The following is a 21,793-nucleotide window of genomic DNA, read 5'->3' as shown; positions in this document are numbered from 1 at the left end:
TCCTTACTTCTTCTTGCCTTCCTTGCGGAAGATGAACTCGCCCTTATAGCGGATGCCCTTGCCTTTGTACGGCTCGGGGCGGCGCCACTCGCGGATTTTGGCCGCGGTTTCGCCCACCAGCTGCTGGTCGATACCTTCCACAACGATCTCGGTCTGCTTCGGTGCGGTGATGGTGACACCTTCCGGAGCTGTGAAATCAACATCGTGGCTATAGCCCAGGTTCAGCTTCAGGGTGTTGCCCTGCATCTGCGCCCGGTAACCAACACCCTGGATCTCCAGCTCTTTTTTGAAGCCTGTGGTCACACCGGTTACTAGGTTGGCAACCATGGTGCGGCTCATGCCCCACTGCTGGCGGGCACGCTTGGACATGCCACGAGGGTCGATCTTGACCACGTTGTCTTCAACCGACAGCGTTACGTCGTCGGTGGCGGTGAAGCTGCGGGTGCCTTTCGGACCTTTGACTTCGATGGTCTGACCCGACACAGAGGCGGTTACGCCGCTGGGCAGCTCGACCGGTTTTTTACCAATACGAGACATTGCAGACCTCCTTAGAAGACGGTGCAGAGCACTTCGCCGCCAACATTGTTGGAGCGAGCGTTTGCGTCCGACATCACACCTTTCGGAGTGCTGACAATCGACACGCCCAGACCCTGACGGACCTGTGGGATGTCATTGACGCCCATGTATACGCGGCGACCGGGTTTCGAAACCCGCTTCAGTTCGCGAATGACAGGGGTGCCTTCGTAGTATTTCAGGCTGATTTCGATGGCCGGATGACCGTTTTCACCGGTCGTCTTTTCATAGCCACGGATGTAGCCTTCGTCCGCCAGCACGTCCAGAACCCAAACACGCAGCTTTGACGCCGGAGTGGAAACGGTGGACTTGCCGCGCATTTGCGCGTTGCGGATACGGGTGAGCATATCGCCGATAGGATCATTCATATCTATGTCTCCCTTACCAGCTCGATTTCACCATGCCGGGGATCTGACCAGCAGAACCCAGCTCGCGCAGCGCGATACGGCTGACCTTCAGCTTACGATAGTAAGCGTGGGGACGACCGGTCAGCTGACAACGGTTGTGCAGACGGGTAGCCGAGCTGTTGCGCGGCAGTTTCGCCAGTTTCAGACGCGCTTTGAAACGCTCTTCCATCGGCTTGCTCTCGTCATTCGCGATTTCTTTCAGCTCGGCACGCTTTGCGGCATATTTGGCCACCAGGCGTTCGCGCTTCTTCTCGCGTTCGATCATTGCTTTCTTAGCCATGTCTCAATCCTCCCGGCGCTTACGCGTTGAACGGCATGTTGAATGCTTTCAACAGTGCCTTTGCTTCAGCGTCGGTTTTCGCTGTGGTGGCAATTACGATATCCAGGCCCCAGACCTCGTCGACCTTGTCGAAGTCGATTTCCGGGAACACGATGTGCTCTTTCATGCCCATGGCAAAGTTGCCACGACCGTCGAAAGAAGGCTTAACACCGCGGAAGTCACGAATACGCGGCATCGCGATCGTGATCAGACGATCCAGGAATTCGTACATCCGGTCACCGCGCAGGGTCACTTTCGCACCCAGCGGCATGTCTTCACGGACGCGGAAACCCGCGATCGACTTCTTCGCCTTGGTTGCAACGGCCTGTTGACCGGCAATCGCAGTCAGGTCCTCGACAGCAGCTTTCGCTTTCTTCGAGTCTTTGACAGCCTCAGCACCACAACCGATGTTCAGAACGATTTTCTCCAGCTTGGGCAGCTGCATGTCGTTCTTGTAGCCGAACTCTTCTTTCAGAGCGGCACGGATGGTCTCGGCGTACTGCGCTTTCAGGCGCGGGGTGTAGGTTGCGTTATCAAGCATCGATCACGTCCCCTGTGGTCTTGGCGAAACGCACCTTCTTGTCACCTTCCATGCGGAAGCCAACGCGGGTTGCTTTGCCGTTCTTGTCCAGCAGTGCCAGGTTCGACAGCTCGATCGGGTTTGCCTGAGGCAGGCGACCACCTTGCGAGGTTTGCGACTGGCGGGTGTGGCGGATGGCGATGTTGATGCCATCGACAACAGCTTTACCGGCTTTGGGGTCAACCGAGGTGATAGTCCCCTCTTTGCCCTTGTCCTTGCCGGCCAGCACGACGACCTTGTCGCCTTTGCGGAGTTTAGCAGCCATGATTACAGCACCTCCGGAGCCAGCGAGATGATTTTCATGAAGTTCTTCGCGCGCAGTTCACGAACAACGGGGCCAAAGATACGGGTACCTACGGGCTCGTTGTTGTTGTTCAGGATGACGGCGGCGTTGCGATCGAAACGGATCGCGGTGCCGTCTTCGCGACGGACTTCCTTGGCGGTGCGTACGACGACGGCCTTGCGGACGTCACCTTTCTTTACGCGGCCGCGCGGGATGGCTTCCTTCACCGAGACGACAATGATGTCGCCAACGGAGGCGTATTTACGCTTGGAACCACCCAGGACCTTGATGCACTGAACTCGGCGTGCGCCAGAGTTGTCAGCGACATCCAGATTGGTCTGCATCTGGATCATGTGGTTTCTCCCGACCTGTGGGGGCTGGTCTGATTAAATCCCCCAGGGTTTCGACAAATGAAAAATCCCGGAAGCTTACGCTTCCAGAACTTCCCAACGTTTCGTCTTCGATTTCGGCGCGCATTCGATGATGCGTACAGAGTCGCCGACCTTGAAGGCGTTCTTTTCGTCATGAGCCCGGTATTTCTTGGACTTACGAACGGTTTTGTGCAGCAGCGGGTGCTTGAAACGGCGCTCGACCAGCACGGTGATGGTCTGTTCGTTGGCGTCGCTGGTCACGGTGCCTTGCAGGATACGCTTGGGCATCTGATTACTCCTCGGATGCCGCGGCAGCGGCCTTTTCGTTCAGGATGGTTTTGACGCGGGCAGCGTTGCGGCGGGCCGCTTTGATGCCAGCAGTGTTTTCCAGCTGACCGGTTGCCTGTTGAAAGCGCAGGTTAAAGCTTTCTTTCTTCAGGTTGACCAGTTCCTCGCGGAGCTGATCAGGGGTCTTGTCACGCAGTTCTTGGGCGTTCATCGCCTTTTTCCTTTGCTCAAAACACCAGAAGGCCCCGTACACGGGTCACCTTTGACCTGGTGGATGAATGATAGACATACGAATCGCCCGACAACGCCGGGAGACCGCAAGATGCCGCTCTATAGGGGGTTAGGGGTGGGGTGGCAAGGGAAAGTTTAAAGAATATCGCCGCTCCGCAATATGCCTGCACACCTCCCCATCGCCAGGAGGACAGCAGGTTTCCAACAAACCAACACGTAACGAAATTCCAGGTAATTCCCCGACATTAGGGCGCAACTTGAGGCTCTATCGCGAGAGCAACAACGGACCTCAGCAAATGAATTGGTAATCCCTCTGAACTATATGGAAGTCATGTAGGAATGACTGCTCGAAGAAATCATATGTGCCGGTGGGTACGCCACGCATTTGTTCTCAGGCTCCCAAGCCAGTTTTTCCAAAGTCATTTGAGCTTTCTGGCGATGGCAGATCGTATGTATTTCCAAGGGTATTTTACAGCATGATCACGCTCTGCAATGATATGATCACGCTCTGCAATGATGCCCTCGACAGTGGTGGCACCGCCAACGCTGCTGTGTTTTATCCGGCTTAGACCATCCATCGAAAGGCCGTGCGCCCGGGCGAGAGACACTAGAACATCGTCGCTAACCGCCTTTTGGCCGTCTTTTTCGAAGTAACCAAAGAATTCTCGAAGCTTTCTTTTGGCTTTGTCTGTCGTTGCGGTATTCAACACCTTCTTGGATCCCGGCGAAAATCGATCGACCGAGGCCTGACTACCGGCGTACTCCAATACATTATGACCAACGGCCGTTGGATTTTGGACCATGTCTTCATATTTTACTTCAAAATAATCTGTCTCTGTGCGCTGCAGGAACGCGGTTAAAAAAGCGTTCTGGCGATCGCAAAGCTGTATCAACTTTATCAGGAATTCCGGATCAAAACCTTCGAGAACTTCTTCAACCGATTCAGGTTTGCTCAGATTTGTTTTGTTCTCCATCCCATTGTTCATCACGTGATACAGCCCTGTCCGACTAGCGAAATACTGCGATAGCGCCTGCCCAAGAGGATTTCGAATAAGGTAAAAGCACGCCGCTTCACTGAAACGATCACGGAAACTCGCCCAGAACTTTTCGGCGTAAGGAAGCGAACGATCTTCGAGGGAGTAAGGTTCATTGAAGTAGGCTTTTGCAACGGCTGTAAGGTAGCTCTCCATGATGGTTACCGCGGTTGCTCCAGAGCCATCGCGACCATACTCAAGCTTTTCAAGCAAAAGGTCTCGATCCCAAGTTTTTTCGGGAATAGTTTGGATTTCGGCCCAGGGTTCGCCATGTTGGCCAAGGTCGCCTGCCCTGCTCAAACTGGTCTCGAACATGGTACTGCCAACCCGTTGGCTGGCAAAAACAACGCACAGCTTGCCCATTTTAGACTCCCATAAAAGACAATCCGGACATTAAGCAACCTAACGCTCGCCCTGGGTATCAGCCAAGTTTAAAAGTTCGTTCTCAAACGTCTACTGCGGTTCGGCAATGTTAGACCCACTTATAGTTGAAACTCACCGAAATCCGCTCTTCCTCGGCCAGGTTCATCGGCACCTCGTGGCGCAGCCAGCTTTCCCACAGCAGCACATCGCCCACCTGCGGCTTCATATAGATAAAGGGCTGCAAATCGCGTCGCCCGCCTTTCAGCCGCGTCGGCGCGGCCATCATACGGCCTGAGCGCGGGTCTTCCAGTTTCAGCGCACTCGCGCCCTCGGGCATCGCCACATAGGTGGTGCCGGAAATCACACTGTGCGGGTGCAGATGGCTGGAATGCATGCCACCCTCGGGCAGGATGTTGATCCACAGGTCTTCCAGCTTCAGCTCACCTTCACCCAGATCAAACTCCAGATCCTTGGCAAAAGCCGCCACATGGCTGTCCAGCGCCTTGACCAGATCGGCGAATATCGGAAACCGCCAGGGCAGGTCGGTCAGCGAGGCATAGCTGGTGTAACCGGGATAGCCGTTTTCTTCGCACCAGTCCTGCCCGGCCTCGTCATCCTCGGCGATGACAAGGCACGAGCTTTCCAACTCCTCCGCATCGATCGGGGGACCGAACTCGGACAAGGAGGCACGATAGAGGCGGGTGACGAAGAGTGATTCAATCTGTGGCATGGGGCCGTCTTAACCCAGCCGCGCGGTGAAGGCGATGGCTGTTTTGCGAGGCTCTGCCTCGCGCTCCGGGATATTTGCAGCCAGATAAAGAACGGATCCCCTGCTTCATCTGGCCCAAAATATCCCGGGGGAGGCGCGCGGCACGCGCGACGGGGGCAGAGCCCCCTATAGAAAAACCCCCGCCGGTGTTCCGACGGGGGTCAATCTTGTCACGAGCGGGGGTGCCCTCGGATCGCTTACCAGTCTTCGCGAACCACGACGCGGGTCTTGATCGGCAGCTTCATCGCAGCCAGGCGCAGGGCCTCGCGGGCGATGTCGTCATTGACGCCGTCGATCTCGAACATCACGCGACCGGGCTTGACCTTGCAAACCCAGCGGTCGACCGAACCCTTACCTTTACCCATACGAACTTCGATCGGCTTTGCAGTGACCGGAGTGTCGGGGAAGATGCGGATCCAGACACGGCCCTGACGCTTCATGTGACGCGTCATGGCACGACGTGCAGCTTCGATCTGGCGTGCGGTTACACGCTCAGGCTCGATCGCTTTCAGGCCGTAGGTGCCAAAGTTCAGATCAGAGCCGCCCTTGGCTTCGCCCTTGATCCGGCCTTTGTGCAACTTGCGGAATTTTGTACGCTTTGGTTGAAGCATATCTTTCCCTCCTTAGCGACGACCGCCACCAGCACCACGAGGTGCAGGGCCGTCCTGGAGTTCCTGTGCTTTACGATCACGTGCCTGCGGATCGTGCTCCATGATCTCCCCTTTGAAGATCCAGACCTTGATCCCGATGATCCCGTAGGGGGTCATCGCTTCGGCATGTGCGTAATCGATGTCGGCGCGCAGCGTGTGCAGCGGCACACGGCCTTCGCGGTACCATTCGGTCCGTGCGATTTCGGCACCACCCAGACGGCCAGCGACGTTCACCCGGATACCCAGGGCGCCCATGCGCATGGCGTTCTGTACGGCACGCTTCATCGCGCGGCGGAACGAAACACGGCGTTCCAGCTGCTGAGCGATCGACTCGGCAACCAGCTGACCGTCAAGCTCGGGCTTGCGCACTTCGACGATGTTCAGGTGCAGTTCGCTGTCGGTCATCGCGGCCAGCTTCTTGCGCAGAACTTCGATGTCCGCACCTTTCTTGCCGATGATGACACCCGGACGTGCGGTGTGGATCGTAACGCGGCACTTCTTGTGCGGACGTTCGATGATCACACGGGCAACACCGGCCTGCTTGCACTCTTTCTGAATGAACTCACGGATCTTGAGGTCTTCCAGAAGAAGATCACCGTAGTCCTTGGTATCTGCGTACCAGCGGCTGTCCCAGGTGCGGTTGACCTGAAGGCGCATGCCGATCGGATTGACTTTATGTCCCATTAGGCTTGCTCCTCAACTTGACGCACCTTGATGGTGATCTCCGAGAACGGCTTCATGATCTTGCCGAAACGGCCACGGGCACGCGGGCGACCGCGCTTCATGACCAGGTTCTTGCCAACCCATGCTTCGGCGACGATCAGCTCGTCAACGTCCAGGTTGTGATTGTTTTCGGCATTCGCGATTGCGGACTGCAGGCACTTCTTGACGTCCTGCGCGACGCGCTTGTTCGAGAAAGTCAGGTCGGTCAGGGCCTTCTCGACTTTCTTGCCGCGGATCATTTGCGCAACCAGGTTCAGTTTCTGCGGGCTGGTGCGAAGCATGCGCGTTTTCGCCATTGCTTCGTTTTCAGCCACGCGGCGGGGGTTCTTTTCCTTGCCCATGACTTACTTCCGCTTCGCTTTTTTGTCTGCGGCGTGGCCATAATAGGTCCGTGTCGGCGAATATTCACCGAACTTCTGACCGATCATGTCTTCCGAGACGTTTACCGGGATATGCTTCTGGCCGTTGTACACACCAAAGGTCAGACCCACGAACTGGGGCAGGATGGTGGAACGACGCGACCAGATCTTGATGACTTCGTTGCGGCCCGACTCGCGCGCTGCTTCGGCTTTTTTCAGCACGTAAGCATCGACGAAAGGACCCTTCCAAACAGAGCGAGACATGGATTAACGTCCCTTCTTCTTGGCGTGCCGCGAGCGGATGATCAGCTTCTGGGACGCTTTGTTCTTGTTGCGGGTACGCTTACCCTTGGTGTCCTTACCCCACGGCGTAACCGGCGTACGGCCACCCGAGGTACGACCCTCACCACCACCATGCGGGTGATCGATCGGGTTCATAGCAACACCACGAACCGACGGACGAACGCCCTTGTGGCGCATACGACCGGCTTTACCAAGGTTCTGGTTGCTGTTGTCGGGGTTGGACACGGCACCGATGGTGGCCATGCATTCCTGACGGACCATGCGCAGCTCGCCCGAGCTCAGACGGATCTGAGCGTAACCGCCATCGCGGCCCACGAATTGCGCGTAAGTACCGGCCGCACGTGCGATCTGACCGCCTTTGCCAGGCTTCATCTCGATGTTGTGGACAATGGTACCGATGGGCATGCCCGAGAACGGCATTGCGTTGCCCGGCTTGATATCGGCCTTTGCCGACGCGATGACCTTGTCACCAACAGCCAGACGCTGCGGAGCCAGGATATACGCCTGCTCGCCGTCTTCGTATTTAACCAGTGCGATGAACGCGGTCCGGTTCGGGTCATATTCGATCCGCTCGACGGTTGCCGCGACATCAAATTTGTTCCGTTTGAAGTCAACGATCCGGTAGAGACGCTTTGCGCCACCGCCGCGGCGGCGTGAAGTGATCCGTCCGGTGTTGTTCCGGCCGCCCGATTTGGTCAAACCCTCTGTAAGAGACTTGACCGGACGTCCTTTCCAAAGCTCCGAACGGTCGATCAGCACCAGCCCGCGCTGGCCCGGCGTCGTCGGCTTGTACGACTTGAGTGCCATGCTTTCTGTCTTCCGTTTAGCAAGTGCAGGGGAGGTCCCCCGCTATGTGATAGGCCCCCGTAGGTGCCAAAGGTATAGGGCCCCGAAGGTCCCCGGTTGCAAAATATCTAAGGCCCCGGAACGAATCCGAGGCCGCAAGATTGGGTGCGTTTAGCAGTGTTGGGGGTGGGTGGCAAGGGGGAAGCGCAGTTCTTTCTCCTCAACACAGTTAACCTCAAATTAACCTTCTGATGGGAGAGGAAAAGATAAAAAATCTTGTTCGCTTGCCTCATTCAAATGCAAAGTTTAGCTGTTTCGAAGCAGCCTCATTGCGACCCCAACGGATGTTCGGGCGTTGCGAGCATGAGTTGCGATGTAAATCGAAAAGGAACTAGTTATGCCTAAAGGTAAGATCGAGCTAAACTACCAGATTATTCGTAATCTCACATCGCCGGAAGAAAAGGCGAACGGTATCCAAACGTTCTTCGCAAACATACCGATCTTTGAACTTCGAAAGATGAACACCAGAGAAAACCTCAGAGATTACATCCCCGGTGCAGACCCATATAAACCTGCCAAACGGAACTCGGTTCACAAGGCCATTGAACAGACTATTCGGACGGAGGCCGACCGGTTCATTAACCGGAACGGTGGTCTTACGTTAACCTGTAGTGAGATTGAAGTGGACGACAAGTTAAGGGTTGCCACTCTGTCTGAGGACTCTGTGATCAATGGTGCTCAAACACGCGGAGAGGTACTTAGGTATCTCGACACATTTGAAAACGATCAGTTGGAGCTTGAATATGATGAGCCCGAGAACTTCCATGTTCGGGCAGAAATCATTGTTGACCCCGATCACTCGTCTGTTGTTGAAACAGCTATCGCCCGTAACAGTGCTTCGCCAGTGAAATCAATTTCACAAGCGGGAGGACGTGGGCAACTTGACGAGCTTGATGCAATAGTCTTCAAAGCAACTGGGGCGCACATAAAAAAATCTGAAACCGACGGCGCAGGATCGCATGATACCTTCCACATTCTGCAGGCCACCAGATTGATGATGCCTCTAGAGGTGTCCCAAAATGACACTCCGTCAGAGTTGCTTCGTCCATATAAACAGAGAGCACTTTGCTTAGAGGACTTTACTCGTTGGTATGGACAAAAAGACGTCGATGAAGACGACCTCCGCAGATACCAATTCACTTTGGACATGGCAGCGACGGCTATTGAAGAGTTTCAGTACTGGCAAAACGGTGAAATGTTCAACGGCAAGAGCATTCGCGCAGAAGTGTCCGATGGACGAAAAAAACGGACGTTCAGGAGAGACAAAAAGGGTGGAAAAATTATTTGGGTCGCCCCCGGTATGATCTTTCCGATCCTAAGTTCACTTCGCCATTTTGTTGTCCAAAAGAACGGCAAATGGGTGTTAGAGAAACCAGAGATCTTTGAGGAAAGCGAACTAGTCGATGCTGCATTGGAGCAATGGCGCGCCTCAGACACCAATCCCATGAACTTGGGTAGAAGCGCTGGTGCGTATTCTGCATTGAACTTTGTTACCCGTACTGCGAAGCGTGCAGCAGATCGAATGCAATAAGACTTGTCAAATACCCCCCGCTCTCGCGGGGGGCTGTTTTTTCTCCAAAGACGGGTCCGATCAGAGGCTGTTGCGGTCACATAAAGCCTCTCGACGCCCATCTACTCCCAACCCAAGCGCACATCAAAACCAAAGCCCGCCGCGCCAGCGACTGCCCGTCCCGGCGGGCTGGCGCTTTGGGGACGTTGGCGCCTCGCTACGAATTCACACGTATCTGGTACCATAAAGCGCGCTGATCAGCTGTTGCAGCGCCACCCCACGGGCAGTCGCTGGCGCGGCTCACGGACCGGTAACTCTGAAAACTCCGCCTGCGCTCGACGCCGCAGAAGACCTCACCCGTAAAGCGCCCGCGCCTCGGCGAAGGACAGCAGTCGGCGGCTTTGCTCATCCCACAGGTGCAGGCGCGCGTTGGCGAGGCTTTCGCGGATGGTCATCCGGTTGCTGTTGGCCAGCTCATCATGGTCGCGCAGCACTTCGGTCAGGCGATAGAACGGAATGCGGCTGTACAGGTGATGCACATGGTGGATGCCGATATTGGCGGTGAACCACTGCAACACGGACGGCAATATATAATGAGAGCTTCCGTGCAGCGCCGCTTCGTGCAACTGCCAGTCTTCATCGGCGTCCCAATGCGTGTCCTCGAACTGGTGTTGCACATAGAACAGCCATACCCCGGCGGTAGCGGCAATCAGGGTCGAGGGCAGGAAGATCAGAACCATCGGCATCAGCCCGCCAAAATAGTAAATGGCCACAAGCGCAACCAGAATGGCAAGATTGGTGGCCATCGCACTGACCCAGAACCGGACGCTGTCGGTCAGGCCCAGTGGAAGGCGGTTCTGAAACAGGAACAGATAACCGGGGCCAAAGACAAACAGGGTGATCGGGTTTCGATACACGCGATACCAGAACCGGTTCATCGGGGTTTTCGCCTGATATTCGGCCACGGTCAGGGTGTGGATATCGCCCATACCGCGCTTGCCCAGATTGCCGGAACTGTTGTGATGTGTGGAATGCGTGCGGCGCCAGACATCATACGGTGTCAGCGTCAGAACTCCGATCGCGCGTCCAACCCAGTCGCTGACCGTCCGGTTCTTGAAAAACGCGCCGTGCCCGCAATCATGCTGGATGGCAAACAGACGCAACAGAAAGGCCGCGTTGAGAACGGAGATCGCAAAAGCCAGCCAATAGCTGACCGACAGCGACATCCAGGACAAGGCCCAAAGCGCGAAGAAGGGGATGATACTGACGCCCAGTTCAAACGCGCTGCGCAGCTGATCGGGTTCGCGATACTTGGCAAGCGTTGTGACCCAGTCACGTGCAGCGGTAGCCCCAGGCTGTGTCCGGGTCGAAAGAGTGGTTTCAGTCATGCGCCTGCCAAGTTCTTGTTTGTGGCAATCCGGATAGACTACCGCCCGGTCATGGCAAGCGATATTTGCCAAAATCGCCATATTTTGTGCTCAATTTTCGGTCAGACCCCGGTGAAGGTGTCCTTTTGGGTTCACCTTGCGGGGCCGGTCGCGGGGCTTTGGCCGGTCAGGCCAAGCGGCTGGCGATCTACAGGCTTGCCAAGGGGGATCATCGGGCCTATACGCCTGCGGTGGCTTTTTGGCCGCGAGAATCAAAACCAAGAAATGCCGTGTTTGGCCCATCACGCTTCGGGGGTCATATCCGGCTTAGGAGAAGCGAAATGAAACTGAACGAATTGCGCGACAATCCTGGCGCCGCCCCGAAACGCACCCGCGTTGGCCGTGGTCCGGGTTCCGGCAAAGGTAAAATGGGTGGCCGTGGTATCAAAGGCCAGAAATCCCGCTCGGGTGTGGCCATCAACGGCTATGAAGGCGGTCAGATGCCCTTGTACCAGCGTCTGCCCAAGCGTGGCTTCAACAAGCCCAACCGCAAGGAATTCGCCGTCATCAACCTGGGCCTGATCCAGAAATTCGTCGAAGCCGGCAAGCTGGACGCCAAAGCTGCGATCACCGAAGACGCTTTGGTTGCGTCCGGTCTGGTCCGCCGCAAGCTGGACGGTATCCGCGTTCTGGCCAAAGGCGAGATCAGCGCCAAGGTTGATCTGGAAGTGACCGGTGCGTCGAAAGCTGCTGTCGAGGCAGTTGAAAAAGCGGGCGGTTCACTGAAAGTCACAAAAGCCGCTGCGGCAGAGTAAGCGCTTGTGAGCGGGCAAAGACCCGCTTACATAGACTTCAGAGTTTTCCAAGACGCCGTCCGAGCCGGAAAACGGTTCCGGGCGGCGTTTGCATAAGAGAGACCGACTTTATGGTATCAGCAGCAGAACAAATGGCAGCCAACACAAGCTGGGCTGCCCTTGGCAAGGCCACCGATCTGCGCAACCGCATCCTGTTCACGCTGGGTTTGCTGATCGTCTATCGTCTGGGCACCTTCATTCCGGTGCCGGGGATCGACGGAGCAGCATTGCGCGAGTTCATGGAACAAGCGGGGCAGGGCATCGGCGGCATGGTTTCGATGTTTACAGGCGGGGCGCTTGGCCGAATGGGCATCTTTGCCCTTGGCATCATGCCCTATATTTCGGCCTCGATCATCGTGCAGCTGCTGACATCGATGGTTCCCGCGCTCGAACAGCTCAAGAAAGAGGGCGAGCAGGGCCGCAAGAAGATCAACCAATACACCCGTTTCGGCACCGTGGCGCTGGCCACCGTTCAGGCCTATGGTCTGGCTGTTTCGCTGGAATCGGGCGATCTGGCGACCGATCCGGGGCTGTATTTCCGCATGTCGACCATGATCACGCTGGTCGGCGGCACCATGTTCCTGATGTGGCTGGGTGAGCAGATCACCGCGCGCGGCATCGGCAACGGTATCTCTCTGATCATTTTCGTCGGCATCATCGCCGAGGTCCCCGCCGCCCTGGCGCAGTTCTTCGCGTCGGGCCGTTCGGGCGCAATCAGCCCCGCCGTGATTGTTGGCGTGATCGTAATGGTGATTGCCGTCATCATGTTCGTGGTCTTCATGGAACGGGCGCTGCGAAAGATCCATATCCAGTACCCGCGCCGTCAGGCCGGGATGAAAATCTATGAAGGCGGCTCCAGCCACCTGCCGGTCAAGGTCAACCCCGCGGGCGTGATCCCGGCGATCTTTGCCAGCTCGCTGCTGCTGCTGCCGGTGACGATCTCGACCTTCTCGTCGGGCGCTGCAAACGGGCCGGTCATGTCGTGGCTGCTGGCCAATTTCGGCCCCGGACAGCCGCTGTATCTGCTGTTCTTCGCGTCGATGATCGTGTTCTTTGCGTATTTCTACACGTTCAACGTGTCGTTCAAACCGGATGATGTGGCGGACAACCTGAAAAAGCAGAACGGGTTCGTGCCCGGTATCCGTCCGGGCAAGAAGACCGCCGAGTATCTGGAATACGTGGTCAACCGCGTGCTGGTGCTGGGGTCGGCCTATCTGGCTGCCGTCTGTCTGCTGCCTGAAATCCTGCGGGGCCAATTTGCCATCCCGTTCTATTTCGGCGGCACCTCGGTTCTGATTATCGTCTCCGTGACCATGGATACGATCCAGCAGGTTCAGAGCCATCTTCTGGCGCACCAATACGAAGGGCTTATCGAAAAGTCTCAACTGCGCGGCAAAAGCAAGAAACGCGGCAGGAAGGGACCCTCTCGTCGATGAATATCATTCTGTTGGGCCCCCCGGGGGCCGGGAAAGGAACGCAGGCGCGTCACTTGGTTGAAACACGCGGCATGGTACAGCTCAGCACGGGCGACATGCTGCGCGAAGCCAAGACCTCGGGCACCGAGATGGGCCGGAAGGTTGCGGCGATCATGGATGCGGGCAAGCTGGTCACCGACGAAATCGTGATCGGCCTGATCGAAGAGAAACTGACTACCGAAACAGGCGCCGGTTTCATCTTTGACGGCTTTCCCCGCACGCTGGCGCAGGCCGATGCTCTGGCCGCTTTGCTGGCCAAGCTGGGCCAGTCGCTGCACACCGTGATCGAGATGCGCGTTGATGACGACGCGCTGGTGGGCCGGATCACCGCACGCTCAACCTGTGGTGGCTGTGGCGAGGTCTATAACGACAACACCAAGCCGATCCCGGCAGATGGCAAATGCACCAATTGCGGCAAGGAAAATGATTTCCAGCGCCGCGCCGATGACAATGAAGACAGCCTGCGCACGCGCCTGATGGAATACTACAAGAAGACCTCTCCGCTGATTGGCTATTACTACGCCAAGGGCGATCTGCGCCCAGTCAACGGGCTGGCGGATATCAAGGAAGTGACGGCGTCGATCGAGGCGATACTGGGTTGACCGAAAGTTGGGGCTTGACGGCCCCACCAAAAGCCCATATCGACCCCCATCCCTAAAGGGAATCAAGACCGCATGCGGGATTCGTCCCAATTGCCCCGACCACCTCGAATAATACTGGACCCTCTGGCGTCACTGCCACGGTAAAGTGTTGTGAAAAAAGGTTCCGGAGTTACGGAACCGCAACAAAAAGGAAAGTGACACGTGGCACGTATTGCCGGCGTAAACATCCCGACTGCAAAGCGGGTTCCAATCGCCCTCACATATATCACCGGTATCGGCAACACCTCGGCCAACGCAATCTGCGAAGCCGTGGGCATTGAAGCGCACCGCCGCGTCAATGAACTGTCGGATGCCGAAGTTCTGGCCATCCGTGAACATATCGATGCCAACTACACCGTCGAAGGTGACCTGCGTCGCGAAGTTCAGATGAACGTCAAGCGTCTGATGGACCTGGGCTGCTATCGCGGTCTGCGTCACCGCCGCAACCTGCCGGTTCGCGGTCAGCGTACCCACACCAACGCTCGTACTCGCAAAGGCCCCGCAAAGGCCATTGCCGGTAAGAAGAAATAAGGGAGGGTCTGACCGATGGCACGCGATAAGACTCGCATCAAGCGCAAAGAGCGCAAGAACATCGCATCGGGCGTTGCCCATGTGAACTCGACCTTCAACAACACCAAGATCCTGATCTCGGACGTACAGGGCAACGCCATCTCGTGGTCGTCTGCCGGTACCATGGGCTTCAAGGGATCGCGGAAATCTACTCCGTATGCCGCGCAGATGGCTGCGGAAGACGCAGGCAAGAAAGCGCAGGAACATGGCGTCAAGACGCTGGAAGTCGAAGTTCAGGGCCCCGGTTCGGGTCGTGAATCGGCTCTGCGCGCACTGGCTGCCGTGGGCTTCAACATCACGTCGATCCGCGACGTGACCCCGATTGCTCACAACGGCTGCCGTCCGCCGAAGCGTCGTCGCGTCTAAGCGATCTGGAATTAAGCTGGGGCTGTGTTTTTGCACGGCCCCAGCACGTCATTTTGAACCTCGGGCGTCTGCACCTTGTTGGTCATGGGGCGCGGGCAGGAATGGAGGGATTACATGATCCACAAGAATTGGGCAGAATTGATCAAGCCGACCCAGCTGGAAGCCAAGCCGGGCAACGACCCTGCGCGTCAGGCGACCCTGGTTGCCGAACCGCTGGAACGTGGTTTTGGTCTGACCCTGGGCAACGCCCTGCGTCGCGTTTTGATGAGCTCGCTGCAAGGCGCGGCCATCACCAGCGTCCAGATCGACAACGTCCTGCACGAGTTCTCGAGCGTGGCGGGCGTGCGTGAAGATGTCACCGACATCATCCTGAACCTCAAGCAGGTTTCCTTGCGCATGGAAGTCGAAGGCCCCAAGCGCCTGTCGATCAATGCCAAAGGCCCGGCAATCGTTACGGCTGGTGACATCAGCGAAAGCGCAGGCATCGAGGTTCTGAACCGCGATCACGTCATCTGTCACCTGGACGACGGCGCCGACCTGTTCATGGAACTGACCGTCAACACCGGCAAGGGTTACGTTTCGGCTGAAAAGAACAAGCCGGAAGATGCGCCCATCGGTCTGATCCCGATCGACGCGATCTATTCGCCGGTCAAGAAAGTTGCCTATGACGTGCAGCCGACCCGTGAAGGCCAGGTTCTGGACTATGACAAGCTGACCCTGAAGATCGACACCGACGGTTCGATCACCCCCGATGACGCACTGGCCTATGCCGCGCGCATCCTGCAGGATCAGCTGTCGATCTTCGTCAACTTCGACGAGCCGGAATCGGCAAACCGTCAGGACGAAGACGATGGTCTGGAGTTCAACCCGCTGCTGCTCAAGAAAGTGGACGAGCTGGAACTGTCGGTCCGTTCGGCAAACTGCCTGAAAAACGACAACATCGTCTATATCGGCGACCTGATCCAGAAGACCGAAGCCGAGATGCTGCGCACCCCGAACTTCGGCCGCAAGTCGCTGAACGAGATCAAGGAAGTGCTGTCCGGCATGGGTCTGCACCTCGGCATGGATGTCGAGGACTGGCCGCCCGACAACATCGAAGATCTGGCAAAGAAATTCGAAGACGCGTTCTAAGCATCTTCGGCTGCGGCGGCGGGGCCAACCTGCCGTCGCAGGTTTTGTACATTTCGGACCAATGGGGTCTGAAAGCCGGTACAAAACGTACAATCCGGGCAATCCCGCCCCAAGGTGAGCCTCTGACACGCATCGGAGGCCGGACAAAGCAAAACGCGAAAGAAGGAATTGAAAAATGCGTCACGCACGTGGTTACCGCCGCCTGAACCGTACTCATGAGCACCGCAAGGCTCTGTTTGCAAACATGGCTGGCTCGCTCATCGAACATGAGCAGATCAAGACAACTCTGCCCAAGGCAAAAGAACTGCGCCCGATCATCGAAAAGCTGATTACCCTGGGCAAGCGCGGCGACCTGCACGCCCGCCGTCAGGCCGCAGCACAGCTGAAAGAAGACAAAGACGTCGCCAAGCTGTTCGAAGTTCTGGGCCCCCGCTATGCCGAGCGTCAGGGCGGTTACGTCCGCATCCTGAAAGCCGGCTTCCGCTATGGTGACATGGCTCCGATGGCGATCATCGAATTCGTCGATCGCGATGTTGATGCCAAAGGCGCCGCGGACAAAGCCCGTACTGCTGCCGAAGAAGCCGCAGCCGAAGAATAAGCACTAAGGTCATCGACCTAATGCGCCTGCCCGAGCAATCAGGCAGGCTTTTTTTGTGCCTCAGTCAGCCAATTGTCATCATGTGGATTGTCCATTAAGTTCAAACCGTTATGACAAATAATCCTGCTGCTGGATACTCGGGCAAACCGCTCTGGGCGAAACTGGGTTTCAAACCCGGATATGCGGTCCGTACGCTCAACGCTCCTGCCCATTATCCCAACCTGACTGCAGGTGCCGACGGTGTTCTGTTCGACCCTGCAGCCGATCCTGCGGATGCGGTTCACATGTTCCTGAACCATCCGGACCAGATCGCCGAATTGGCCGCTGAGCAAATCGCCCACATACGGAGCGGAGGAATGCTGTGGGTCTCCTGAGCCAAGAAATCTTCGCCCCTGCACGCAGGTGTGACCGAGGATATGCTGCGCAGTGAAATCCTGCCGCTGGGCTGGTTCGACGTGAAGGTTTGCGCGATTGACGCCGATTGGTCCGGGCTCAAGTCCCTGCGCCGCCGAAGCTGAGCGCGCGGCTTGCATTTATTGCCTTTGCCCCGCATATCCCAAGGATAATCAAATCCGGAGCCCCCATGATCCGCGCATCCTTCATCTCTCTTATGCTTGTCATGGCCCTGCCAGCATTTGCCGAAACCCGCATCCCGCAATCGCAGTCCGAAATCTCTCTGGGCTTTGCTCCGGTGGTCAAAAAGGCCTCGCCTGCGGTGGTGAATATCTACGCCAAGATCGTGCGGCAGGGGCGGGCCAGCCCGTTTTACTCGGACCCGTTCTTTCGGGATTTCTTTGGCGGCAGCTTGGGAACGCCGCAGCCGCGGGTTCAGAACTCGCTCGGTTCCGGGGTCATCCTGTCTGAAGATGGCTACGTTGTTTCCAACTACCATGTTGTAGGCTCGGCGACCGAAATCAGGGTCGTGACAACCGACCGGCGCGAGTTTTCTGCCACGGTCGTACTGGGGCATGAAGAAAGCGACATTGCGATTCTGCGTCTGGAAGAGGCGCAAGACCTGCCCTACCTGACCCTGCGCGATTCCGATCAGGTCGAGGTTGGCGAACTGGCCCTTGCCATCGGCAACCCGTTCGGGGTGGGGCAAACGGTGTCCTCTGGTATCATCTCGGGCTTGGCGCGCACAGGTACTGCGACAGGCAATGCACGCGGGTATTTCATTCAGACAGATGCAGCGATCAACCCGGGCAACTCCGGTGGTGCTCTGATTGATGTGAACGGGGACCTGATCGGGATCAACACGTCAATTCTGACACGCTCGGGCGGGTCGAATGGCATCGGTTTTGCCATCCCCGCAAATCTTGTGGCCGAGTTTCTGAAACAGGCCCAGCAGGGCAATGACAGTTTTATCAGCCCCTGGGCAGGCATGACCGGTCAACATATGAGCGCGGATATTGCTGAATCCCTTGGTCTTGCCATCCCGCTGGGTGTTGTCATCTCGGACCTGCATGACCTTAGCCCGCTGCGTGAGGCGGGGCTTAAGGTGGGGGACGTCGTGACCCATGTGGACGGGGACGAAGTGAACTCGCCAGCCGAGATGAAGTTTCGCATGTCCGTAGCGGGGGTGGGGGGAACATCGGTTCTGACACGGCTGCGCGGCACCCAGAGCGAAGAGGTTGAGGTGGCACTGATCAAAGCGCCGGAAACCCCCGCCGCTGAAAAGACGACATTGGATGAAGACACTGTCCTGCCGGGGCTGGTGGTGTCCCGCGTCAATCCTGCGGTGATCTCCGATATGGGCTTGCCACTGTCCCAGACAGGTGTCGTTGTTGTTGATCCCGGCCCCTATGGTGGCCGCGCGGGTTTGCGATCGGGGGATATTCTTGAAAGCATCAATTCCAATGACATCGAACGTCCTGGGGATGTGGAGAATGCGCTGACAGATCCGGGTCGTCGTGTGCAGATGGGTCTTCTGCGCGGTGGCCGGTCAGTCTCATTGCGGTTCCGGCTGTAACCCGTGAGCGATCTGTTCGATACCGGGCCAACGGAACCCACCGCTGCGCCACACCGTCCCCTGGCGGACCGGTTGCGCCCGCAGTCACTGGCCGAGGTCATCGGTCAGGAACAGGTTCTTGGCCCGGATGCACCGCTGGGGGTCATGCTGGCGTCAGGCAGTCTGTCCAGCCTGATCTTCTGGGGGCCGCCCGGTGTCGGCAAGACAACGATCGCACGGTTGCTGGCGCAGGAAACCGATCTGCAATTCGTTCAGATCAGTGCGATTTTCACCGGTGTTCCGGATTTGAAGAAGGTTTTCGAAGCGGCCAAGATCAGGCGCCAGAACGGGCAGGGGACCTTGCTGTTCGTGGACGAGATCCACCGCTTCAACAAGGCGCAGCAGGACGGGTTTCTGCCGCATATGGAGGACGGCACGATCCTTCTGGTCGGGGCAACGACCGAGAACCCGTCCTTTGAGCTGAACGCCGCGGTTCTCAGCCGGTCGCAGGTTCTGGTGCTGGAACGGCTTGGCCTTTCCGATCTTGAACGCCTGACCCAGCGCGCCGAAAAAGAGCTGGACCGCGCGCTGCCGTTGACACCCGCAGCCCGCGATGCGTTGCAGGAAATGGCCGATGGTGACGGACGGGCGTTGCTGAACCTGATCGAACAGGTCTCGGCCTGGAAGGTGGATGCGCCACTGGACACGGACGCGCTGTCGACGCGGCTGATGCGGCGGGCGGCGAAATATGACAAGTCGGGCGATGAACATTACAACCTGATTTCAGCCCTGCACAAATCGGTGCGCGGGTCCGACCCGGACGCGGCGCTGTACTGGTTCGCGCGAATGCTGACAGGGGGCGAAGACCCGCGCTATCTGGCGCGTCGGATCACACGGATGGCGGTCGAGGATATCGGTCTGGCCGACCCGCAGGCGCAGGCCATCTGCCTGCAATCCTGGGAAACGTATGAGCGGCTCGGCTCTCCCGAAGGTGAGCTGGCGCTGGCGCAGGCGCTGGTCTATCTGGCCCTGGCCCCGAAATCCAACGGTGCTTATGTCGGCTATAAGGCAGCGATGCGGCTGGCCAAGCAATCAGGCAGCGAGCCACCGCCCAAGCATATCCTGAATGCCCCCACATCACTGATGAAGGATCAGGGATATGGTGCTGGCTATGCGTATGACCATGACGCCGAAGACGGGTTTTCCGGTCAGAACTATTTTCCCGAAACAATGAAACGCCCGGTTTTGTATCAACCGGTCGAGCGCGGATTCGAGCGTGAGCTGAAAAAGCGCCTCGATTACTTCGCCAAGCTTCGGACCCAGCGCAACAGCTAGGCTGGCTGGGAATGTATTGACCGCGCCCAGAAGTGGCGGTCGGCGCTGGGCCCCCACGAACGCCAAAGGTTCCTGTCTGATACCTTGACTCTTGCCGCGTTGCGCGCGAGAGACCCCCATGATTTCTGGGACACGGACAAAGACGCAATCCGGGCGGATCACCCGCGCGGCGCAAGGGGCAATGGCATGAGTGGCGTACAGATGATTACAGTCGCTGAAGGGGACGGCGATCAGCGTGTGGACCGCTGGTTGCGCCGCCTGTTCCCGCATGTCAGCCAGGGCCGCATCGAAAAGATGTGCCGCAAGGGAGAACTGCGTGTGGATGGCAGCCGGGCCAAGGCCTCGACCCGATTGGAGGTCGGGCAGGTGGTTCGTGTACCGCCATTGCCGGGGCCTGATCACAAACCGGTTGAGGTCAAGCATCGTATCTCGGATGCGGATGCCAAGATGATCCAGTCCTGCGTGATCTACCGTGATGATCACATTCTGGCCCTGAACAAGCCGCAGGGCCTGCCGGTTCAGGGCGGCAGCGGGCAGACCCGGCATGTCGACAGCCTGTCTGAGGCGTTGCGGTTTGGGTATGACGAAAACCCGCGTCTGGTTCATCGCCTGGACAAGGACACGTCAGGTGTTCTGCTGCTGGCCCGTACGCGCGAAGCCGCGAAGGGGCTGACAGCCGCTTTCCGTCACCGCGACACGCGCAAGATTTACTGGGCGCTGGTTGCAGGTGTTCCCACGCCATATCTGGGTGAAATCAAGACGGGTCTTGTGAAAGCAACCGGTCATGGCGCCCACGGCGAGGGTGAAAAGATGATCCCCGTCCATATGAACGAGATCGACAGCACCCCCGGTGCGAAACGGGCACATACACATTATGCGACCCTCTACCGGGTGGCCGGGCGCGCCGCTTGGGTGGCGATGGAGCCAATCACGGGCCGCACCCACCAACTGCGCGCGCATATGGCAGCGATCGGGCATCCGATCATCGGCGACGGCAAATACGGTGGCTCGGGGCAGGAAAACTTGGGTGATGGCTGGGGCGCACAATTGGGTGGGATCATCAGCAAAAAGCTGCATCTGCACGCGCGGCGACTGTCATTCCTGCATCCGGTCACGCGCAAACCTGTGGCCGTGACCGCGCCCTTGCCGGAACATATGAAACACAGCTGGGACACCTTCGGCTGGACCGAAGATCTGGCCGCAGACGACCCGTTTGAGGCGCTGCAATGAGCGCACCCCTGCGGCTGGTTCTGTTTGATGTCGATGGCACTCTGGTCGACAGTCAGGGCAGTATCGTTCACGCCATGACCACCAGCTTTCAGGCCGCGTCGGTACCTGTACCGACGCGAGAGGTGATCCTGTCCATTGTCGGGCTGTCCCTGCCACATGCCATCGCACGATTGGTGCCGGACCAACCTTCCTCGGTACAGAACGATCTCGTTGAAGGGTACAAGGAAGCTTATCACGCGCATCGCTTGGATTTGGGCGCTGCCAGCTCTCCACTCTATCCCGGCGCGCGAGAGGCGATTGAAGCCTTGCACGCCGTACCCGAAGTGCTTCTTGGGGTGGCAACCGGCAAATCCCAGCGCGGGCTTGATGCGTTGATCGAAGTGCATGGGCTTGAGCGCTACTTCGTCACCCGGCAGGTCGCCGACCACCATCCGTCGAAGCCGCATCCGTCCATGGTGCAGGCCGCGTTGGCCGAGACCGGTGTCGAACCCGACTGCGCGGTGATGGTCGGCGATACAAGCTATGACATGGACATGGCAGCAGCTGCCGGGGTGCGCGGCATCGGCGTGGCATGGGGGTACCATGATCGGTCTGCTTTGACCTCGGCCACCTGCATGATTGAGACCTTTGACCAGTTGCCCACTGCGCTGGCCGGGATATGGAACTGAA

The 21,793-nt window shown here is 57.7% G+C and carries 29 protein-coding genes; 13 read left to right on the top strand and 16 right to left on the bottom strand.

From position 1 onward, the window contains the following. Positions 1-3: 3 nt before the first annotated feature. The 15 genes from rplF to rplB all read right to left on the bottom strand — a co-directional run bounded on the left by rplF (position 4) and on the right by rplB (position 8,060). Positions 4-537, bottom strand: coding sequence for a 50S ribosomal protein L6 (gene rplF, locus ACR0LL_RS11395; RefSeq protein WP_170467582.1), 534 nt, complete (start codon positions 535-537; stop codon positions 4-6). 11 nt (positions 538-548) lie between these two features. Then, positions 549-941: a 30S ribosomal protein S8 gene (rpsH, locus tag ACR0LL_RS11390; protein WP_209505841.1), complete on the bottom strand. Its 393-nt coding sequence runs from the start codon at positions 939-941 to the stop codon at positions 549-551. Between the two features lie 13 nt (positions 942-954). Beyond that, positions 955-1,260: a 30S ribosomal protein S14 gene (gene rpsN, locus ACR0LL_RS11385; protein WP_010437098.1), complete on the bottom strand. Its 306-nt coding sequence runs from the start codon at positions 1,258-1,260 to the stop codon at positions 955-957. 19 nt (positions 1,261-1,279) lie between these two features. After that, positions 1,280-1,840, bottom strand: coding sequence for a 50S ribosomal protein L5 (rplE, locus tag ACR0LL_RS11380; RefSeq protein ID WP_209505843.1), 561 nt, complete (start codon positions 1,838-1,840; stop codon positions 1,280-1,282). Beyond that, positions 1,833-2,144: a 50S ribosomal protein L24 gene (gene rplX, locus ACR0LL_RS11375; RefSeq protein WP_010437096.1), complete on the bottom strand. Its 312-nt coding sequence runs from the start codon at positions 2,142-2,144 to the stop codon at positions 1,833-1,835. Before rplX ends, rplE begins: the two co-directional genes overlap by 8 nt. A gap of 2 nt (positions 2,145-2,146) precedes the next feature. Beyond that, a complete protein-coding gene (gene rplN, locus ACR0LL_RS11370) occupies positions 2,147-2,515 on the bottom strand; it encodes a 50S ribosomal protein L14 (protein WP_005621870.1) in 369 nt (122 codons plus the stop codon). 75 nt (positions 2,516-2,590) lie between these two features. Then, on the bottom strand, positions 2,591-2,821 hold the full coding sequence (gene rpsQ, locus ACR0LL_RS11365) for a 30S ribosomal protein S17 (protein WP_209505845.1): 231 nt from the start codon (positions 2,819-2,821) through the stop codon (positions 2,591-2,593). Positions 2,822-2,825: 4 nt separating this feature from the next. After that, entirely contained in the window at positions 2,826-3,032 is a 207-nt protein-coding gene (gene rpmC / locus ACR0LL_RS11360; RefSeq protein WP_209505847.1) for a 50S ribosomal protein L29, read from the bottom strand. A 439-nt stretch (positions 3,033-3,471) separates the two neighbouring features. Further along, entirely contained in the window at positions 3,472-4,449 is a 978-nt protein-coding gene (locus ACR0LL_RS11355; protein ID WP_480586707.1) for a Stf0 family sulfotransferase, read from the bottom strand. 109 nt (positions 4,450-4,558) lie between these two features. Next, positions 4,559-5,179 (bottom strand): 2OG-Fe(II) oxygenase family protein, encoded by a 621-nt coding sequence (locus ACR0LL_RS11350; RefSeq protein ID WP_480586704.1) that lies wholly within the window; start codon positions 5,177-5,179, stop codon positions 4,559-4,561. 236 nt (positions 5,180-5,415) lie between these two features. Then, positions 5,416-5,829: a 50S ribosomal protein L16 gene (gene rplP, locus ACR0LL_RS11345; protein WP_267364819.1), complete on the bottom strand. Its 414-nt coding sequence runs from the start codon at positions 5,827-5,829 to the stop codon at positions 5,416-5,418. Positions 5,830-5,841: 12 nt separating this feature from the next. Beyond that, on the bottom strand, positions 5,842-6,552 hold the full coding sequence (gene rpsC, locus ACR0LL_RS11340) for a 30S ribosomal protein S3 (RefSeq protein WP_209505853.1): 711 nt from the start codon (positions 6,550-6,552) through the stop codon (positions 5,842-5,844). Then, positions 6,552-6,932, bottom strand: a complete 381-nt coding sequence (rplV, locus tag ACR0LL_RS11335; protein ID WP_039538267.1) for a 50S ribosomal protein L22 — start codon at positions 6,930-6,932, stop codon at positions 6,552-6,554. Before rplV ends, rpsC begins: the two co-directional genes overlap by 1 nt. A 3-nt stretch (positions 6,933-6,935) precedes the next feature. After that, positions 6,936-7,214 (bottom strand): 30S ribosomal protein S19, encoded by a 279-nt coding sequence (rpsS, locus tag ACR0LL_RS11330; RefSeq protein ID WP_005980699.1) that lies wholly within the window; start codon positions 7,212-7,214, stop codon positions 6,936-6,938. 3 nt (positions 7,215-7,217) lie between these two features. Further along, entirely contained in the window at positions 7,218-8,060 is an 843-nt protein-coding gene (gene rplB, locus ACR0LL_RS11325; protein WP_170531634.1) for a 50S ribosomal protein L2, read from the bottom strand. Between the two features lie 376 nt (positions 8,061-8,436). On the opposite strand from rplB, the gene ACR0LL_RS11320 reads away from it, so the two are divergent. Beyond that, on the top strand, positions 8,437-9,630 hold the full coding sequence (locus ACR0LL_RS11320) for an AIPR family protein (RefSeq protein ID WP_480586701.1): 1,194 nt from the start codon (positions 8,437-8,439) through the stop codon (positions 9,628-9,630). Positions 9,631-9,962: 332 nt separating this feature from the next. Here ACR0LL_RS11320 and ACR0LL_RS11315 read toward each other — a convergent pair whose 3' ends face one another. Then, the gene (locus tag ACR0LL_RS11315) at positions 9,963-10,997 is read right to left on the bottom strand and encodes a fatty acid desaturase (RefSeq protein WP_480586698.1); all 1,035 of its coding nucleotides are present in this window, start codon (positions 10,995-10,997) and stop codon (positions 9,963-9,965) included. A gap of 320 nt (positions 10,998-11,317) precedes the next feature. Between ACR0LL_RS11315 and rplO the strand changes: the two genes are divergently transcribed. The 12 genes from rplO to ACR0LL_RS11255 all read left to right on the top strand — a co-directional run bounded on the left by rplO (position 11,318) and on the right by ACR0LL_RS11255 (position 21,792). Next, the gene (rplO, locus tag ACR0LL_RS11310) at positions 11,318-11,791 is read left to right on the top strand and encodes a 50S ribosomal protein L15 (protein ID WP_480496037.1); all 474 of its coding nucleotides are present in this window, start codon (positions 11,318-11,320) and stop codon (positions 11,789-11,791) included. A gap of 110 nt (positions 11,792-11,901) precedes the next feature. Continuing rightward, positions 11,902-13,266 (top strand): preprotein translocase subunit SecY, encoded by a 1,365-nt coding sequence (gene secY / locus ACR0LL_RS11305; RefSeq protein ID WP_480508517.1) that lies wholly within the window; start codon positions 11,902-11,904, stop codon positions 13,264-13,266. Continuing rightward, the gene (locus ACR0LL_RS11300) at positions 13,263-13,907 is read left to right on the top strand and encodes an adenylate kinase (protein ID WP_267363761.1); all 645 of its coding nucleotides are present in this window, start codon (positions 13,263-13,265) and stop codon (positions 13,905-13,907) included. The genes secY and ACR0LL_RS11300 overlap by 4 nt, the downstream gene beginning before the upstream one ends. A 201-nt stretch (positions 13,908-14,108) precedes the next feature. Beyond that, positions 14,109-14,477 carry a 30S ribosomal protein S13 gene (rpsM, locus tag ACR0LL_RS11295; protein ID WP_209505862.1) on the top strand — a complete coding sequence of 123 codons (369 nt, stop codon included), beginning with the start codon at positions 14,109-14,111 and terminating at the stop codon, positions 14,475-14,477. A gap of 15 nt (positions 14,478-14,492) precedes the next feature. Continuing rightward, the gene (rpsK, locus tag ACR0LL_RS11290; RefSeq protein WP_170462414.1) at positions 14,493-14,882 is read left to right on the top strand and encodes a 30S ribosomal protein S11; all 390 of its coding nucleotides are present in this window, start codon (positions 14,493-14,495) and stop codon (positions 14,880-14,882) included. 114 nt (positions 14,883-14,996) lie between these two features. Further along, positions 14,997-16,013: a DNA-directed RNA polymerase subunit alpha gene (locus ACR0LL_RS11285; RefSeq protein ID WP_480484769.1), complete on the top strand. Its 1,017-nt coding sequence runs from the start codon at positions 14,997-14,999 to the stop codon at positions 16,011-16,013. 175 nt (positions 16,014-16,188) lie between these two features. Further along, positions 16,189-16,611 carry a 50S ribosomal protein L17 gene (rplQ, locus tag ACR0LL_RS11280; protein ID WP_267363765.1) on the top strand — a complete coding sequence of 141 codons (423 nt, stop codon included), beginning with the start codon at positions 16,189-16,191 and terminating at the stop codon, positions 16,609-16,611. A gap of 110 nt (positions 16,612-16,721) precedes the next feature. Beyond that, on the top strand, positions 16,722-16,985 hold the full coding sequence (locus tag ACR0LL_RS11275; RefSeq protein ID WP_480586695.1) for a hypothetical protein: 264 nt from the start codon (positions 16,722-16,724) through the stop codon (positions 16,983-16,985). A 209-nt stretch (positions 16,986-17,194) separates the two neighbouring features. Further along, a complete protein-coding gene (locus ACR0LL_RS11270) occupies positions 17,195-18,580 on the top strand; it encodes a trypsin-like peptidase domain-containing protein (RefSeq protein ID WP_480586693.1) in 1,386 nt (461 codons plus the stop codon). A 3-nt stretch (positions 18,581-18,583) separates the two neighbouring features. Continuing rightward, positions 18,584-19,894, top strand: coding sequence for a replication-associated recombination protein A (locus ACR0LL_RS11265; protein ID WP_480484766.1), 1,311 nt, complete (start codon positions 18,584-18,586; stop codon positions 19,892-19,894). 186 nt (positions 19,895-20,080) lie between these two features. Further along, entirely contained in the window at positions 20,081-21,124 is a 1,044-nt protein-coding gene (locus ACR0LL_RS11260) for an RluA family pseudouridine synthase (RefSeq protein ID WP_480586690.1), read from the top strand. Further along, positions 21,121-21,792 (top strand): HAD-IA family hydrolase, encoded by a 672-nt coding sequence (locus tag ACR0LL_RS11255; RefSeq protein WP_209505876.1) that lies wholly within the window; start codon positions 21,121-21,123, stop codon positions 21,790-21,792. The genes ACR0LL_RS11260 and ACR0LL_RS11255 overlap by 4 nt, the downstream gene beginning before the upstream one ends. Position 21,793 lies beyond the last annotated feature (1 nt).

It is taken from the genome of Ruegeria sp. AI2 (assembly GCF_056541275.1).
The sequence above is the reverse complement of the archived record's forward strand: the minus strand, read 5'-3'. Positions and strand labels throughout refer to the sequence as shown.

Bases quoted from the DNA above. Each gene is read 5' to 3' on its own strand.
- rplF (WP_170467582.1), bottom strand. From the start codon at position 537: ATGTCTCGTATTGGTAAAAAACCGGTCGAGCTGCCCAGCGGCGTAACC.
- rpsH (WP_209505841.1), bottom strand. From the start codon at position 941: ATGAATGATCCTATCGGCGATATGCTCACCCGTATCCGCAACGCGCAA.
- rpsN (WP_010437098.1), bottom strand. From the start codon at position 1,260: ATGGCTAAGAAAGCAATGATCGAACGCGAGAAGAAGCGCGAACGCCTG.
- rplE (WP_209505843.1), bottom strand. From the start codon at position 1,840: ATGCTTGATAACGCAACCTACACCCCGCGCCTGAAAGCGCAGTACGCC.
- rplX (WP_010437096.1), bottom strand. From the start codon at position 2,144: ATGGCTGCTAAACTCCGCAAAGGCGACAAGGTCGTCGTGCTGGCCGGC.
- rplN (WP_005621870.1), bottom strand. From the start codon at position 2,515: ATGATCCAGATGCAGACCAATCTGGATGTCGCTGACAACTCTGGCGCA.
- rpsQ (WP_209505845.1), bottom strand. From the start codon at position 2,821: ATGCCCAAGCGTATCCTGCAAGGCACCGTGACCAGCGACGCCAACGAA.
- rpmC (WP_209505847.1), bottom strand. From the start codon at position 3,032: ATGAACGCCCAAGAACTGCGTGACAAGACCCCTGATCAGCTCCGCGAG.
- ACR0LL_RS11355 (WP_480586707.1), bottom strand. From the start codon at position 4,449: ATGGGCAAGCTGTGCGTTGTTTTTGCCAGCCAACGGGTTGGCAGTACC.
- ACR0LL_RS11350 (WP_480586704.1), bottom strand. From the start codon at position 5,179: ATGCCACAGATTGAATCACTCTTCGTCACCCGCCTCTATCGTGCCTCC.
- rplP (WP_267364819.1), bottom strand. From the start codon at position 5,829: ATGCTTCAACCAAAGCGTACAAAATTCCGCAAGTTGCACAAAGGCCGG.
- rpsC (WP_209505853.1), bottom strand. From the start codon at position 6,552: ATGGGACATAAAGTCAATCCGATCGGCATGCGCCTTCAGGTCAACCGC.
- rplV (WP_039538267.1), bottom strand. From the start codon at position 6,932: ATGGGCAAGGAAAAGAACCCCCGCCGCGTGGCTGAAAACGAAGCAATG.
- rpsS (WP_005980699.1), bottom strand. From the start codon at position 7,214: ATGTCTCGCTCTGTTTGGAAGGGTCCTTTCGTCGATGCTTACGTGCTG.
- rplB (WP_170531634.1), bottom strand. From the start codon at position 8,060: ATGGCACTCAAGTCGTACAAGCCGACGACGCCGGGCCAGCGCGGGCTG.
- ACR0LL_RS11320 (WP_480586701.1), top strand. From the start codon at position 8,437: ATGCCTAAAGGTAAGATCGAGCTAAACTACCAGATTATTCGTAATCTC.
- ACR0LL_RS11315 (WP_480586698.1), bottom strand. From the start codon at position 10,997: ATGACTGAAACCACTCTTTCGACCCGGACACAGCCTGGGGCTACCGCT.
- rplO (WP_480496037.1), top strand. From the start codon at position 11,318: ATGAAACTGAACGAATTGCGCGACAATCCTGGCGCCGCCCCGAAACGC.
- secY (WP_480508517.1), top strand. From the start codon at position 11,902: ATGGTATCAGCAGCAGAACAAATGGCAGCCAACACAAGCTGGGCTGCC.
- ACR0LL_RS11300 (WP_267363761.1), top strand. From the start codon at position 13,263: ATGAATATCATTCTGTTGGGCCCCCCGGGGGCCGGGAAAGGAACGCAG.
- rpsK (WP_170462414.1), top strand. From the start codon at position 14,493: ATGGCACGCGATAAGACTCGCATCAAGCGCAAAGAGCGCAAGAACATC.
- ACR0LL_RS11285 (WP_480484769.1), top strand. From the start codon at position 14,997: ATGATCCACAAGAATTGGGCAGAATTGATCAAGCCGACCCAGCTGGAA.
- rplQ (WP_267363765.1), top strand. From the start codon at position 16,189: ATGCGTCACGCACGTGGTTACCGCCGCCTGAACCGTACTCATGAGCAC.
- ACR0LL_RS11275 (WP_480586695.1), top strand. From the start codon at position 16,722: ATGACAAATAATCCTGCTGCTGGATACTCGGGCAAACCGCTCTGGGCG.
- ACR0LL_RS11270 (WP_480586693.1), top strand. From the start codon at position 17,195: ATGATCCGCGCATCCTTCATCTCTCTTATGCTTGTCATGGCCCTGCCA.
- ACR0LL_RS11260 (WP_480586690.1), top strand. From the start codon at position 20,081: ATGAGTGGCGTACAGATGATTACAGTCGCTGAAGGGGACGGCGATCAG.
- ACR0LL_RS11255 (WP_209505876.1), top strand. From the start codon at position 21,121: ATGAGCGCACCCCTGCGGCTGGTTCTGTTTGATGTCGATGGCACTCTG.